This is a genomic window from Niabella beijingensis, assembly GCF_020034665.1.
GTDB classification, from domain to species: Bacteria; Bacteroidota; Bacteroidia; order Chitinophagales; family Chitinophagaceae; genus Niabella; species Niabella beijingensis.
The window spans coordinates 971,729-988,359 of the sequence record NZ_JAIQDI010000001.1; the positions used below are offsets into that span (position 1 = coordinate 971,729).

The following is a 16,631-nucleotide window of genomic DNA, read 5'->3' on the forward strand; positions in this document are numbered from 1 at the left end:
AGAATCGAGAAGTAGCTCTCAGCCATAAATATTCAGCTATCAGCGTTTAGCTGCAATACACCCTGAACCAGGTATCCCGATTTTTATTTAAATGAAGACAGGGGTTTCCCTTTCTCCGGCGTTACCGTTTTCAATGCCACAAGACCGTTCAGATAGTTTTCAACATTGCTATAACCGTTCTTCGCAATGGCTACGGCATCTGCAGGGTTCCGTGGGTCCAGCCCCATCTTTTTCTCAACCACATCCGGAATACCATCATTATCAGAATCCCTGTAAGGCCTGCCTTTGTACTCCGGATAACCACCTACCTGGCTGATGTCTGAAATAATACCGTTCTTATAAGAATCGGCCGGAAACCGCCGCTTCAGAAACTTTGATACCGGAGCGGTATGTGCATCCGGACTATAAGTGATCGCTCCGGTACGAACATCTTCGACGATCCGCTTGTCTACCGCATCCCGTACCGGCAGCAGCGCCCCTGCATTTTCCAATACATAGCCATAGGCATCTTCAGCAGGCAATACCGGGAATGCAGCGATAGGAAACGGCTGATCTACCCGTATCTGCTGCAGATACTCTGCGGCGTCTTTTACATCTTCCAGCTGTACCCCGCCATCCCAGTTATCCTTTGTTACCCGATCGTTGCCGGCAACAATATTTCCACTTACATAGGCTTTTCCAAAGACCAGGCTGTCTTTAAACGCCCTGCCTGATTCGGGTTTCAAAATACGATAACCGATCGGCCGGTCCTTTGGTGTAATAGGACCGGGTTTGTAATAATTATTAATAAAATTGTAAAACGATTTATTATCGCCGCCATCGGCACTGCGGTTCCACCAGTTAAAGATCACATTGTTCACGAACCCAAAATCACCATCCATACCTACCGAAGGATTCCTGGCAATATTGTTTGCCCAGAGATTGCGCATAAAAGTGCTGTTGCGTCCGCCGATGGTGCTGCCGAAGGCGTGGTTATACGTATCCAGTGCTTCTGAAAAAATAGAATTCTGGATGGTCACATTTACCGTTGGCAGCTTCTCCCCTTTTCCATCCGCTTTACGATCATATACATGACGGTAAATGCTCATATTCTCATCCAGGCCCCAGCTGGCAGATACATGATCAATGATAATATTCCCTACCGGATTTCCCCCAAGCCCGTCATCGCGGCGGGTCACTTCGGTGGCACCACGCCGGAACCGCATAAAGCGGATGATGACATCATGCGTATCGATGAGCACCGATTCCCCGGCGATACAAACACCGTCGCCCGGTGCACTTTGTCCCATGATGGTAACATAAGGCGCTCGGATACTTACCGGGCTTTTCAGCCGGATGATCCCGGCCACGTTGAATACAATGATCCGCGCACCGCCCTGCTCACAGGCCCAGCGGAAACTTCCGGGGCCACTGTCGTTCAGGTTGGTCACTACAAATACTTTTCCGCCACGTCCACCCGGAGTATACGCCCCACCCCCTTCAGCACCCGGAAAAGCCGGGAGTGTTACTTTTATCAGATCGGAGGATTTTGATGCCCAGGGAACAAAAGGCTTGCCACGTTTTGCATCCGCTTCAACAGCCGGTAATGCTTTTTCCCAGGCGGCGTCTGATAATTTACGATAGCCGGCCATTACCGCATCCGCAGAATCCTCCATGGATTTGGGTATTACCGGATACTGAGCAGCAACCTGTTGCTGCGGAGCTAATAAACTTATAATGCCAAAAAGGCCTATCCACTTTTTCATGTAACTATTTATTTCAATAACTGGTTCGTGAGGACATCATAGCCGTCAACTTAAGCAAAAAGCGAAGCTTACAATACTGATCCCCTGCCTGAAATGTACCGTGCCTATGGCACTCTGTCTCTCATTAGCGCGTTCTATCTCCGGAATAAATTCCGTAGTTGATAGAGCGATCAGGCCTATGGCCTTCTGTATCACGTTTGAAGGTCAGGAGGCTTCGCCTCAACCAATCTCAGCAACTGCGAACTGAAGCTCCCAGTATAGAAGGGTAACACAGAACAGAGCGCCATAGGCTCGGGCCATAAATTGACGGTTATGGTGAGAACACGAACCATGCTATGACAGTTTTTTTATTTTGTTTTCCACTTTTCTCCCGATCAATCGGGAATGAAAAGTGGAGTAAAAATCTTGTTCGCCAGGAGCCCAATCCTGTCCTTTTTTATTCCACGGGTGGCCGGAACCAGAAAAATCCGCACTTCAGGCTTGTCCCGAGCCTTCGGGATTTCTTTTCACTGCCTGGCGGGTACCCTTCCAAGAAAGGTCATCCATTCATTTAAAGCTCCCCACGCATTATGCCGCATCAGGTTCAGCGCGATATCCTACTTCTCATTTGAGAAGACCTTATCAATAAGATACACCATCCATCAATGCCTATTTCGCAGGCACTACGTTTCTGATATTTACTACGCTGTTCAGGTAATTTTCAATAGCACTATATCCATTCTTGGTGATCTTTTGCGCGTCGGAGGCATCATTGGGATTCAGTCCCGCTTTTCGTTCATAGTCATCCGGCATGCCATCATTGTCGGAATCCTTATACGGCGTTCCTTTATATTCGGGATAACCACCGGCCTGACAGGGATCGGTAATGATGCCTATTTTATAAGAATCGATCGGAAGCCGCCGGTGCTCAAACTGGGTCTTGGGCAGCGGGCAGGTGGGCACATTATTTATTTTGCCGGTCTCTACCTGTTTTACGATACGCGCATCTACCGCATCGCGTTTCGGCAATGTGGCACCGGCATTCGCCAACACATAGTTTTTGGCCGTCTGTGCATCGAGGATGGTCAGCGCCGGCATGATCAATGGTTTTGATTGCCGGATATAGTCGGTGTACTCACCGGCATTTTTCTCTTCTTCCACCTGAACGCCTCCGTTCCAGTTGTTCTTTGTAACCTCCGGATAACCCTCCATTACATTACCGTTCACGTAGGCCCGGCCATATACCTTATACTTCAATTTACTGCGCCCGCTTTCCGGTTTTAAGATCCGGTGGCCTACATTATTATCCTTGGAGGTAGCCGGACCTGGTTTAAAATAGTTATTGATGATATTGAACTGCGCCCGGTAATCACCTCCGTCAATGGAACGATGCACCCAGTTGAATACCACATTGTTTACAAAATTGAAGATACCGTTCCAGCCCACTGAAGGATTACGGCCCGTATTATTGGCCCAGAGGTTCCGCATAAAACTGCAGTTCTCTCCTCCCAGTGTGCTGCCGAATGCATGGTTCCAGGTATCCAGCGATTCTCCGAAAATGGAATTCTGTATCGTGATATTCACCGTACCGAATTTATCCTCGATCTTGCCAGTGCTGTCGTTATACATGTGGCGGTACATGCTCATATTCTCATCCAGTCCCCAGGTGGCCGATACATGATCAATCATAATATTGCCTATGGGATTCCCGCCAATGGCATCATCCCTCCTGCCCACCCAGGTTTCGCCACGACGGAAACGCATATAACGGATAATGACATCATGTGTATTGATCCAAACGGTTTCTCCGGCAATGCAAATGCCATCACCCGGCGCTGTTTGACCTGCGATCGTAATATAAGGTGCTCGCACAATAACAGGCGACTTAAGGCGAATGATGCCCGCCACATTGAACACCACTACCCGGGCACCGCCCTGCTCACAGGCCCAGCGAAAACTACCTGGTCCATTGTCATTTAAATTGCTCACCACAATCACCTTTCCCCCACGGCCGCCGCGTACAAATTTGCCCCCTCCTTCTGCACCCGGAAATGCCGGGATATCGGAATGCGGCAACTCATCATAACGGGAAGCCCAGGGTATATAAGGCCTTCCCTCTCTCGCTTCTTTGTCGATGATGGGGTAGGCAATAGTCCACATAGAATCCGAATGTTTTTCTGCTGCTTCCAGCAGGGCTTTAGAGCGGGCCTGATCTTCCTGCGGTATTTTAGGATACTGGGCTGAAGCCGTGAAGAATAAACCGATACAAAAAGCGGTCAATGGTAATCTTTTTAACATCATCTTTTAAACTTGTTCTTTTCGTTATTGAATATAGCAGTACCGGTTTAGATATCTATTTTTATTGCTTATAGTTGAATGTTCCAGGTGCGCCTGAGTAATCATTCCAACCAATAGTTTGCAAAAGCCATGGATTAAGAGACAGTGCTGTTGAATTTAAACCTGTGATATAATAATTCTGTTTAAATGTTATAAACAAGGGATTACCAGATGCGTCTTTATCCACTGGCTGGTCCGTATTTACGATGGTAATATTGTTATCAAAAAAAGTTTTCAGGCTATCCAGTTGGGCTGAAAAATCAGCAGCATCCGGATCAACTGAAATGGTTCCTCTTGCGGCCGTCAACGGATCCGTGTTGCCGGATAATACTGTTTTATATTGCCACAATCTTCCGGTGCGGGCGGATCCGTTTATAGGAGCAATTTCCAATTTAGCACACGTGGTATTACCGGCTCCGGCATCATCATTATACAACATCCAACGCTGCGCGTCCCAGAAACGTTTGCCCTCATAAGCCAATTCGACACGGCGCTCATACAAGCAAGCCTCTATAGCCGCATACTTTGAAGCCAACGTCCCAATGCCATAATTATTCGCCTCCGGTATTCCAACACGCTTCCTGATTTTTCCAAGATAGGCTAGTGCATTTGAGACATCTCCTTTAGCAGCATAGCATTCAGCAATATTCAATAACAGCTCCGCATATCGGTATTCCATAATATCGGTCCCCGAATAAGCAAGACCATCAACCGTGCTGGAACCTGAGGGGTTGGTCATTTTACGAACCACCGCCGGACTGTTTACTTGGTTACCATCGCTATAGGCCGATTTATCACCACCATAAGCCCATCTGTATAACCAAATAACGGCTGGTACATCTGCTTCTTTAACTGGCCATTTCATACCTGAAAAAGCAAATGTGCGATAGAACCGGGGATCCCGGTTCATGAAAAAATGCGCCGAGTCATATCCGTTAGCAATGGTAGGACGTGAACCGTCTGCCAGAGGGAACAGATCGATCATTTCTTTAGGGGCAGCAATACCTCCGGAGCCGGTCTGTTTTGTCACACGAATGCTCCGTTCCCAGCCATTGCTATTTATTCCTGATGAAGCCACTTCTTTTGATAATAATTGAACCATAATAGCTTCCGGATTAAATGTATTGTCATTCTTATACCACATTTCGGCCCAGTCCTTAGCAGTTGATCCATACAATCCGTATCCGTCAGCAGTCAATGCTGTTTCAGCAGCAAGACTCGCATCCAGCGCTTTTTGCCAGCGCTCATTGCCGGAGTTGTCCCAATCTGTGTTAAACAGAGGACTTGCATAAGTTAACAATACCCTGCTTTTCATTGCTAAAGCGGCTCCGCTGGTAAACCGGCCATAATCGCTGGTTCCCCAGGTTGATGGTAACAATTCGGCAGCCCGATCGAAATCTCCTACTATTTGTGTCACCAGTTCGGATGTAGTTGCCCGTGGATGCTGAATAACCGGATCATCTGCACTTGCGTTTTCAACAGCCGTTACAATAGGAACACCACCATATACGCGCATTAGCTCAAAATACTGAAGTCCCCGTAAAAAATACATCTGTCCTCTTGCTTTCTTCTTAAACTCTTCGGATAGAGCCTGTCCCTTTTCATCAATTTTTTCCAACAAAAAATTAGCTGTCCGAATGCGCGTGTAGGGGTCATTACTTGAATTTGCAGCCAATGCCTTACCAAAATAACCATCGGCCTGGTTTGCATTCTCCAGTGTTTTTTGTGAATTGATCAGATCGGTTACAGTGCCTCCAATTTCTTCGGTGGATCTTGATCTGGTATCATTGTACAAGCCCACTATGGAAACAATCGGAGATCTGTACGCCGAAAAATAATCATAATAAAGACGATCGATATACCAACCCGTTAAAACTTCGTTGGCGAATATACTCTCATCGTATTTATCATAGCTTTTCATATCTTCTAAAAAGTCCTTTTTGCATCCGGCTGTCAGAAAAGCTGCCAGAATAAGGAAACTGTATATTATCTTTTTCATAATTATAGAAAATATCTTAATTAAAAAATTTTATCAGAAACTGGCATTAATGCCCAGTGACCAGGTGCGTAATGTTGGATAAGCAACCTGCGGATCATCGTACATATTACGATACTTATCAGGATACGGGTTGTGAAAATCCCAAAGATTAAATCCTGCCAGACTGATCCGAAGCGCATCCATTTTAACTTTTGCCGCAATATTTTTTGGAACCGAGTAGCCGATAACCAAACTGCGCACATAGCTCCGGAAGGAAGAAATCTGCCAAAAATCAGATTCATACTGGTTTTGATCAATATATGCCAGATTAGGCCATCTTCCATTTACATTATCTTCAGCGCTATACATGTCATTTAAATAAGACTCATGTGACCAAAAAAGCTGCGTGGATCCAGTTCCTTGCTTTATATAATCGATACGATTAAAACCACCCCATGAAGTCGCGATCTGAGTATTTAAAGTGAACGATCGCCATGACAATCCGATATTTGTGGCCAACCCAAAAGATCTTCTTTTCCCCAAGGTTGTAAAATCCTGACCATCGTCCTCAATACGGCCATTAGGTCCGGCGATCGTTTCAGTAGCTGCATCCAGCTGGCCACCCAAGTCCTGATAGGCAAGCATTCCTTTTTTAAGGCCGTCTTTTGTATCAAAGCCCAAATAAGAAGGTGTTGTACCTGCTGCTATAGCGCGGTCCGTCAGGTATTTCCAATAAGCATCAATATCTGCGTCTGTCCTTAAAATCCCGTCGCCACCTGCATTTCCTTTCCAGGTAAGGAAGCCATAAGTCGGCTGAAGAGTAGAATATCCCTCCCGGTTATCATATTCTGACGGGTAGTTGAATGCTACCGGCAGCCATTTGGTTACTTTGTTATCACCAGTTCCAAAATTCACACCAATGTTATACCCAAAATCGCCAACTCTGTCCTTCCAGGTAGCACTGAATTCAGACCCCCAGGCCCTCAACCCTCCAAAATTCTGTTCCGCAAAGCCCCCTCCTACCGAGATCGGCACCCCAACCTGATTGGCCAAAGTCATTAACATATCATACTTGTTATCCCAATACCTGTCGTAGGTCACTGATAACCGGTTGTTAAGAAAAGACGCATCGATACCAATGTTTTTCTTAACTGTTTTGTCCCAGGTTACATCGGGATTCGGTGTTGCATCCGGGGTCAGACCGGATACCAGGCGCCCGCCATTATTAGTTCCAAAGCCAAGCCCTTTGTCAGCCGCGTAGCCATAAGTCTGCATCCAGCGCCATGGCTTCACATTGTCATTACCTGTTCTGCCCACAGATACCCGTAGTTTCAGAAAATTCACCCAATCAAGACGATCATTGAACCATTTTTCCCTGGAAATCACCCAACCAGCAGAGACCCCTGGAAAGAAGCCCCAATAATTTACAGGTGCAAACTTGGTAGAGGCGTCAGAGCGGAAGACAAATTGTAACAGATATTTATTATCATAATCATAGTTCAACCGGCCCAGGTAGGCCAGGTTTCCCCCTTCAGTACGATTCACATAAGTATTGGACGGATTCAACGTTCCTGCCGACGGAGATGATCCGTTATAGGCGCCCATTATGGGTTGATCATAGATAATAAACTTCTTTTGATAACTCTGTTGCCCTTTTTCCACTGAAGCCATGGCAGAAATATTATGCTTTCCAAATTTGTTATCGTAATTAATGAAGAAATTCGATTGCTCTACTTTACCAATTTCATCGGCATAACGTACGGTAGAACGATTATCATTATTAGCTACCTTCCAAGAGGAAGAATCTGTATACAAATGGTATCCTATTGCATTTCCAGCGTTTGTTGCTACCGCCAGCCTTAAACCCATCATCGCCTGCTCATTATTAGCGGTGGAATAACTTAAGCCATAAGAGACTTTAAATGCTAATCCTTTAATGAAGGGAACATTATATTGTAAAGAGAAGTTGGTATTGAATGCCTGGTCATCATCTGAAGTAAATGAACCATTATTTAATAATCCAAAATAGTTCCACCCTGTAATGTTATTTTGGCCCGCCGGGCTGCTTTGAGCCCTGTGCGGACCTAAAGCGGGAGAAATGTATTCTGTTACCCCGTCAACAGTATACTGCCAGGGAATATACTTTGGCATATGTGCTAAAATAGCATAGTCGGTCTGTTCTGATCCTGAGGTATAAGAGCCATCGTTAACGCTGATTTTAGTGAATGATTTTTCCACTTTCGAATTATTCGCGGAAACCGTTGCTGATAATTTCAAATTGTTCACCACTTTTACATCAACTCCTGTTCTGAAAGACCATTTATTGTAATCCTGACTCCCAAGGTTTGGTCTTTGTGTATAATAACCTGCTCCGGCGAAATAGGTTGCTCTATCAGAACCGCCACTTACATTTAGCGAATGTTGCATAGCTCCTCCCGGTTTCCATGCTTCTTTTAACCAATCATAATTTAATGATTTCATGGCCTCCAATTCATTCTCGTCAAAAAGTGATTTGGCATCCCTCCCATCAGCTCGGAAAAAACGGTTTGCAAAAATACCGTGTTCATAGGCGCTCATGGTTTTACCAAAGCTCACTGCATCATTAAATTCAAATTTTCCGGAATAAGAGATCTTAGGTGCCCCCGCTTTTCCTTTTTTGGTTTTTACGATAATAGCACCCTGAGAAGCCCTTGAACCGTAAATGGCAGCACTTGCATCGCGAAGCACGGTTATACTTTCCACTTCGGAAGGATCTAATACATTAAACTGATCCATAGTTGGCAAACCAGAGCTGGGATCTAACTGTATTACATCATCAATAATAATTAAAGGTAATGGACTGCTGCCATCTTTACTAAAACCAAATTGCTGGCGAACACTTAAGAGTGCATTATCACCTGGCCTTTGACTCCCTCCTGTTACATTTAAACCAGGTATTTGCCCTTTCAGCGCCTCTGCAATACTACTCACAGGGAAATCTGAGATCTTTCCCATATCAACGGTAGCTACAGAACCCGTCAGGTTTTCTCTTTTTTGGCTACCATACCCAATCACGACCACATCATCCATGCTTACTTCCAGCTTTTTTACGGTAATGACAAGCGGCTTGGTATCTCCCGGATTGACAACAATCTCCCCATACTGATAGCCCACATGCGTATATTGAAGTGTAGCTCCCTGGGAAGAGATGTTCATGGTAAAATTGCCCTGAAGGTTCGTGACCGCACTTTGCGGGCCGTTCTTTACCTTAATGGTTACTCCCGGCACAGGCGCTCCCGTAGAATCTTCTACTACCTGACCGGTGATCGTTTTTGTTTGTGCACCTGCGCAAAGACCATATAAACTGATCATTACTGCAAATGCAACTTTTAAAATGTTCTGATACAACATATGGCTTCGTTATTTTTTTGTTTTGGCTGCTATTGATTATTTTGTTTTGCTTTTGTCCGTTCCTGCCAGGCCTTGCTCTCCTTATTCATATCATACCCATGTGAAGAAAGATAATTGTTGATGCGGCCTTTGTACTTTCCAAACCAGGCATGCTTTTTTTCCGACGACCCGGCATCCATTGCATGCTCTCTTGCTTCCACCAGTGCATTCATAATGTACTGCTGTTCTTCGGCGGTAAGCCGGGGGATCATTTCCAGATAACCTTTGTAAGTAATGAGCAGTACATTGTACGTCATTCCATTCTTTATTGCATCCACCTGTTCCTTATCGAGGAAGGCCGACAGTTTTTGAATATAGCTGTTGTGTAAAGCCGTACGATCTGCATCTGTTCTGGTTTCCACCTCACTGACCTTTTTCGCAGCTGCTTCTTTATTAGCGTTTGTCTCCCTGATATGCCGGATCGCGGTTTCCCTGCTGGCATCGAGCTCATTCAGGCCCATATATTGTGCGGCAACCACTTCTTTCACTTTATAAAATATTGCGGAGTCTTTCAATGCAAGTAGCGCCACGATCTTGGCCGCCCGCTGGCTGGCAACACGACGATAGGCCGTATCTGCACCGGACTGCCGTCCAAACACCACACACAAATTAAAAATTGTAAAAACAACAATTAATAAACTTTTCGCAAAAATACCCCCGTTCTTTTTTCTGTAAAAAAAATACTTCATTACAATCGCTATTTGGCTGAAATCATTATTCGTAAATCTGACGTTAAAAGTAAAACGCCCGCGGCCACTGTGCAATGTATGGTTTCACTAATAAAATGGAAAATATTCCTATTTTGTGCAACGGTTTGCGTAACCGGGCGGGTGAGAAAAAAAGAAAATCATCTAACGGCTGCAGCCACACGGCATTGACCTGTAATACGACACCGTTTCCAGTACCGCCAAGGTGGTGTTATTCCTTTACCCGGATCTGGATGGTTGCCGGCTCCAGGCCCGGTGCCGTAACCGTTATAGTAGCCATTCCTGTGCGCAATCCTTTAATAATGGCGAGGCCGAGGCCATTATATACCTTGCGCCGGCTGGTTTGAAAAGAAGCCAGATCTGCCTGATAACCGTTATCCATTGCAATTACCGCTGCCGCAGCGGAGCTGGTGACCTGCACTTCGTTTGAAGCACCCGGTACCAGGTTACCATCGCGATCGAGCACACGGATGGTCACAAATGCAAGGTCTTCCCTGTGCTGTTGCAACACCGGGTTCTCTATTTCAAGTGCAATCTTTGCAGGGAGACCCGCAGTGTGTACGGTCCGCTCCAAAACGGTCTTCCCGTTCTTTCTGGAGACCACTTTTAATGCACCGGGTTCAAACGGTACCCTCCAGAGCACGTGAAATGATGTATCATTTTTCTTCCGTTTCCCCAGGGAATGTCCGTTGAGGAAGAGCTCGGCCTCATCAGCCTGATTGTAATAAACCTTTACATCCACTGCCTGCCCATTCTTCCAGTTCCAGTGCGGTGCCATATGTAACACCGGCTGGTCCGTCCACTCACTCTGGTACATATAATATACATCTTTTGGAAATCCGGCGAGGTCAACAATGCCATAATACGAGCTCCTTGCGGGATAGGGATACGGTACGGGTTCCCCCAGGAAGTCAAACCCCGACCATACAAACAACCCGGATAAGTAATCGTGTTTTTTTATGATGCGCCAGGTCTGCTCGTGAGTGGATCCCCAGTAAGCGGCTACATTGTCGTATGCAGAAACCGTATAATCCGGATTCCCTTTTTCAACATATTTGAATTTCGAGCCGGAAGGCCAGAGGCGCAGCGAATCGGCCGGTCCGTCGTAATATCCTCGGGTAGCCAACCCGGATACATTTTCAGTCGCGATGAATTTTTCCCCGGGGTAGTTTTTGGGAAAATCCTCGTAGGCTTCAATATGATAATTCAGCCCTATTACATCCAATGCTTTCGACTGATAAATAAAATTTTTATCCGGCCTGTTCTCACTCAGTGCACAGGTAACCGGCCGGGTGGTGTCCAGAGCCTTTACAATATTCACTAATTCCTTCGCCAGCGTAATGCCGGTTGAATCAAACTGCTCCCGTATTTCATTACCGATGCTCCACATAAATACGCTCGGATGGTTCCGGTCACGCTTTACCATATGTTCCAGGTCGCGCCGGTGCCATTCGGGGAAGTCGTTGTAATAATCATATTTGTTTTTTTTCTTTGCCCACATGTCAAAGGATTCATCCATTACCAGGAAGCCCATTTCATCACAGAGATCCAGGAATTGCGGATCCGGGGAGTTGTGCGCAGTGCGGATAGCATTCACGCCCATTTCCTTCAGGATACGCAGCTGACGACGGGCAGCTGAGCGATTAAAAGCTGCGCCTAGTGCGCCCAGATCGTGATGCATACAAACACCCTGTATCTTCATGGGAATTCCATTCAATGAAAAGCCTTTTTGCGCATCGAATGAAAAATACCGCACTCCGAAAGCAGTTTCCCATTCATCGGTCAATTGTTCGCTGTCGAAGATTTTAAATACGGCTTTATACAGCGCTGGTGTTGCTACCGACCACAATGCCGGATCCTTTAATGCTGTTTTAAAGCGGAAGCTACCAGCCTGTGCGTCCGGTGTGCCGCCGAGCGCGGCTACCTGTTTACCGGAAGGATCGAACAGTGTACAGGTAACTTTTACGCCCGGTTTCCGGGTGGCAAGATTCAACACATTTGAAGTGGCATGAAACGTGATCTGCCCGTCGTAGCCCTCCGTTGTATAAACAAAAGTACCCCAATGCTCAAAAGCGGTTTTTTTAGTGATCACCAGCCGTGTATCCCTGTAAATGCCAGATCCGGTGTACCATCTTGAATTGGGTTGCCGGCTGTTATTTACTTTTACAGCGATCACATTTTTCTTTGCTCCTGTATGGATATACGGTGTAAGGTCATAATCAAAAGAAGTATACCCATAAGGCCATTTGCCCAGGTAGTGTCCGTTGATCCATACCTCTGCATCGCGATAAACGCCGTCAAACTCAATACGTACATTATTTTCAGCTGTAACATTCTCCAGTGTAAAGGTTTTACGGTACCAACCGGTTCCGCCCGGCAGCGCCCCCCCGGCATTGCCCGCGGGATGGGTGGAATCAAAACGGCCTTCGATGCTCCAGTCGTGCGGCAGGTCCAGCAACCGCCACGTTTTGTCATTGAATGCCGGTTCTTTCGAGGATGCCGCATCTCCCAAACAAAAACGCCAGCCTTTATTAAAATCAATTGCCCTGCGGGGGCCCTGCTGTGCAGCTGCCCCCACCATCAATAACAAACAAATACTTAATTGTAACAGATACTTCATATCAAACAATAAACCTGTAAGGCTTTGCAACACTTCACCTATTTGCAAAACGCACCATACTCTTTCCCTTATCCACCGAAGTAGCCACGGCAATCCCCCGCTGGTCGTTATCGTTCACCGCACAATAAAAATGATAGACCACGCCTTTATATTTTACCACACAGGGCTTGTGTGCATATTTCCGGTCATAGGGTTCCGAAGAGCGGATCAGGTCCGCGCCCTTCCAATCCGTCCAGTGTACCAGGTCGTAGGAACAGGCAAAACGATTGAAGGTCTCGTTCTTCCTGTTCTCCCAGAACGCACCAAAGTAGAACATTACCCAAAGGTCTCCCATTTTCTGCAAAACCCCGTCCCCGGTGATACCGATACGGTGGTGCACAATGGGATCTGTCCGGTAGCGCTTCCAATGTACCATATCATTTGATACGGCCATCCCGATACGCTCAAACCAGCGCCATTTGGGCGTATTATGACTGGTATCGCCATTGGCGTTGTAATACATTACGAAGGGATAGCCCAGGGTCTTCTTTTTATCCCAGATCACAGAACTCTTGTACAGTTTTTTATTCTCCCACCACCGCACATCCGGGTCCGTGGCTTTTAATACGGGCTGCTCCAGCGTGCGCCATTCGTGCGGACGGGCCACATCGTCCGGAGTATATGCCATGCCGATGGATAACAGCCCGGCCTCGTATCCCGGTGTGCGCCCGCCGATATAGCTCATCCAGTAATTTCCGCTGTATTTTTCCACGCTATAAGTTCCGCCCCAGGTGGGATCGATCAGCGAAACATAGCCCGCCTTCTGATAACCATCCCATTTTAATGAATCATTTGTCCTGGACAACATTTTTCCAAGGGACTTCCAGTGCAGCAGGTCGGTGCTCTGCGCCAGCCAGGTCTCATAGCCATCGCCATCGAACTCAATATAGGACATGTACCATTTCCCGTTGTTGCGGAACACAGTGGGACAATCCAGCTTTTTTTCCGGACTGCCGGGAGCCAGCACCAGTCCGTATTTATGCGGCGTTTTTACTTCGCCATATATTTTTTGCATCAACGCCTGCGGCACTTCTTTTTTTTGCGCGCCTGCCGTTATGCCCATCAACACCCATCCGATAACTAAAAAAATCCGTATCATCATTTCTTCTTTGCTGTAAGGCTGTAGCTGCCCGAACCTGTTTTAACGGGCGTTTTATCATACCCTGGTGGAAAATAAATAGTAGCCGTTGTATTCGCCGGAATCTCCACATTTACCGTAAGCTGGTTACCTTCTTTTTGCCAGTTTACTTTTATCAAACCACGCACAGAATGATACGTTGCTTTTGCATTGGTTATTGCTCCCACAGGATGTGGTCTTATTTCAATGTCCTTAAACCCAACGGAGCCCTCCGCCTGACGGATACCGCAAAGTCCGGAATAGAACCATTCCATCAGGTGGCCCAGCATAAAATGATTATTGGACACCGAAGACAAAGCGGCCCAGGATTCGGTAAGTGCTGTAGCACCATGCGCCAGCTGGTAACCATACCCCGGCACGTCGCTGCGGTTGTTCATGTCATAGATCACATCACTGTAACCCGCATCTTCCAGGGCACGCAATACATAACGGTAGCCTACATCCCCACCCGTAAGCGCGTTGTTCCGGTCACGGATGTCCTTTACCAGATTCTGTACTACTGCATCGCGGTATTCCGGTTCCACCAGGTTCATATATAAAGCCATGGCATTGGCTGCCTGACTGCCGGTGGCATATTGTTTGGTCTCCCGGTTAAAGAATTTATCATTGAATGCGTTCTTTACTTCTTTGGCCCAGTTTTCAAACAGGGACAGATCATCATTGATGCCCAGCAATGCAGCTACTTTTGAAAGAATGGTCAGATCATAATAATATGTAGCTGTTGCCGTAACGCCCATCGGCGTCAGCTGCGAGACGCCCGGGTGTTCCGGACCGATATCATACCAGTCGCTCAGACCGAATTCCAGGATATGATTTTTTGATTTTGCTTTCAGATAAGATACATATTTCTTCATCATCGGGTAGGCCTCTTTTAACAGGGCCGTATCGCCGTACCACTGAAAGGCATACCAGGTAAAGATCACCCCTGCACTACCCCATTCCGGGGAATCCCGGAAACCGCCGTCAAACTCCACGTACTCGGGTGCAATATCAGGGATCAGTCCGTCCTTTGTCTGCGCATTGATCATATCCCTTACCACTTTTTTACAAAGCGCGGCAATGTCATAATTGTATTGCACGGAGCTGCCCATCAGATGGGTCTCTTCGAGCCAGCCCAGTTTTTCACGATGCGGACAATCAGTGAACACGCTTGCCATATTGCTGCGGATGGCCCAGCGGATGAGATCGTTTGTTTTATTGAATAATTCATTCGAGCTGCTAAACCCGCCGATCTCCGGTGCACTGTTGCGAATGTGCAATCCTTTCAGTTCCTTTATTACCGGCAAACCGGAAGCCATTCCTTCCGGTGTCGCTCCTTCTACCTGCACATAACGGAACCCGTAATAGGTAAAGCGGGGCTGCCATTCCTCCACTCCATTTCCCTTGAGCACGTAGGTATAAATATGCGGCGATCCGGTTGCACCCTGGTTGGCCGAGCCGTCTTCACGAACCAGTTCCGCAGGTCGCAGCCGGATCGTATCTCCTTTTTTTCCGGATACTTTTATCGCAGGGATGCCCGAAAAGTTCTGTCCCAGGTCGTATACCCAGGTGCCTTTTGTGATCTCTTTTTTTGAAACCGGCTCAAATGACTGCAACACCCGCAGCGGCTCCGCAGGCTGGGCCTGCAGCTGCGGCGGACCGCTGGTTACCACTGCCGCCGTCCAGCCGACATCATTGAACTGCGGCCGGTCCCAGCCGGTTTTTTCGCGGTTGGCGTCATAATCTTCCCCACCATAAATGCTGGAAAAATAAATAGGCGATTCGGCGGTCTTCCAGCTGTTGTCGGATACCACGGTTGCAGTAGTTCCATCCTTATATTCGATCAGCAGCTTGGCGATCATCTTCGGGAAGCCGTAAGCACCGGTCAGTTTGCGGTAGCGCTCACCGGGTATATAATAAAAGCCATTGCCCAGCATCACCCCCAGGGTATTTCCTCCGTTTTGTAATTGAGATGTAATGTCAAAGGTCACATACTGTGCATGCTTTGCATACTGTGTCCATCCCGGATCCAGGAAATGATCTCCTGTTTTTTTCCCGTTCAGATGTAATTCAAAATGTCCGAGCCCGCTGATAAATACAGTAGCCTGTTTCACCGGTTTGGGAATATTAAAATCCTTACGTAACAGGGGCAATATATCCGGGCGTTTGCCCCATTCTTTCTTACCCCCACCATGTGCAAAGGGAACGATCACGTTTGCCTCCGGCAACACCTCCCGCGCAATCCACTGCGCCCCGGACCAGTCGGCCACATTGAGCAATCCCATCTGCCACAGCGCCGGCTCGCTAAAGGAAGAAGGCCGCCCGCCTGCATCCCAGGTCATCACCTTCCAGTAATATTTTTTTCCGGCTACCAGTGGTTTGCCGGAATAACGGATCTGTATCGAAGCATCAGAAGTTACTTTACGGGAATCCCACACATTACCGGTACCTTTTTTCAGCAACGCCGGATCATCCGCCACCAGGATACGGTAGGCAGACTGCCGCGCGTTTTTCTGATCGCTGGTAAGCTCCCAGCTCAGTCGCGGGTTAGGATCCTCCACTCCCAGTGGATTTTGCAGGTATTCACAACGCAGGTATACTGCTTTTAGCTGGGCATTGCCCGAAAGACCGATAAGGAAAAGCAGACCAAAAACAAACCAATTTTTCATACGCAACCGTT

General features: G+C 47.1%; 8 protein-coding genes. All 8 read right to left on the reverse strand.

All coding sequences use genetic code 11. The annotated features are described in order from the left end of the window. Positions 1-83: 83 nt before the first annotated feature. The 8 genes from K7B07_RS04115 to K7B07_RS04150 all read right to left on the reverse strand — a co-directional run bounded on the left by K7B07_RS04115 (position 84) and on the right by K7B07_RS04150 (position 16,620). Positions 84-1,745, reverse strand: coding sequence for a pectate lyase family protein (locus K7B07_RS04115; protein ID WP_223707714.1), 1,662 nt, complete (start codon positions 1,743-1,745; stop codon positions 84-86). 648 nt (positions 1,746-2,393) lie between these two features. After that, complete coding sequence (locus tag K7B07_RS04120) at positions 2,394-4,025, reverse strand: polysaccharide lyase (RefSeq protein ID WP_223707715.1); 1,632 nt, start codon at positions 4,023-4,025, stop codon at positions 2,394-2,396. A 58-nt stretch (positions 4,026-4,083) separates the two neighbouring features. Then, positions 4,084-6,060, reverse strand: coding sequence for a RagB/SusD family nutrient uptake outer membrane protein (locus tag K7B07_RS04125; protein ID WP_223707716.1), 1,977 nt, complete (start codon positions 6,058-6,060; stop codon positions 4,084-4,086). 33 nt (positions 6,061-6,093) lie between these two features. After that, entirely contained in the window at positions 6,094-9,429 is a 3,336-nt protein-coding gene (locus K7B07_RS04130; RefSeq protein WP_223707718.1) for a SusC/RagA family TonB-linked outer membrane protein, read from the reverse strand. A gap of 29 nt (positions 9,430-9,458) precedes the next feature. Then, complete coding sequence (locus K7B07_RS04135; RefSeq protein ID WP_223707720.1) at positions 9,459-10,157, reverse strand: DUF3826 domain-containing protein; 699 nt, start codon at positions 10,155-10,157, stop codon at positions 9,459-9,461. A 229-nt stretch (positions 10,158-10,386) separates the two neighbouring features. After that, positions 10,387-12,795 carry a glycoside hydrolase family 2 TIM barrel-domain containing protein gene (locus K7B07_RS04140; RefSeq protein ID WP_223707722.1) on the reverse strand — a complete coding sequence of 803 codons (2,409 nt, stop codon included), beginning with the start codon at positions 12,793-12,795 and terminating at the stop codon, positions 10,387-10,389. A gap of 34 nt (positions 12,796-12,829) precedes the next feature. Continuing rightward, positions 12,830-13,936 carry a glycoside hydrolase family protein gene (locus tag K7B07_RS04145; RefSeq protein ID WP_223707723.1) on the reverse strand — a complete coding sequence of 369 codons (1,107 nt, stop codon included), beginning with the start codon at positions 13,934-13,936 and terminating at the stop codon, positions 12,830-12,832. Next, positions 13,933-16,620 carry a family 78 glycoside hydrolase catalytic domain gene (locus tag K7B07_RS04150; RefSeq protein ID WP_223707724.1) on the reverse strand — a complete coding sequence of 896 codons (2,688 nt, stop codon included), beginning with the start codon at positions 16,618-16,620 and terminating at the stop codon, positions 13,933-13,935. The genes K7B07_RS04145 and K7B07_RS04150 overlap by 4 nt, the downstream gene beginning before the upstream one ends. Positions 16,621-16,631: the final 11 nt, after the last annotated feature.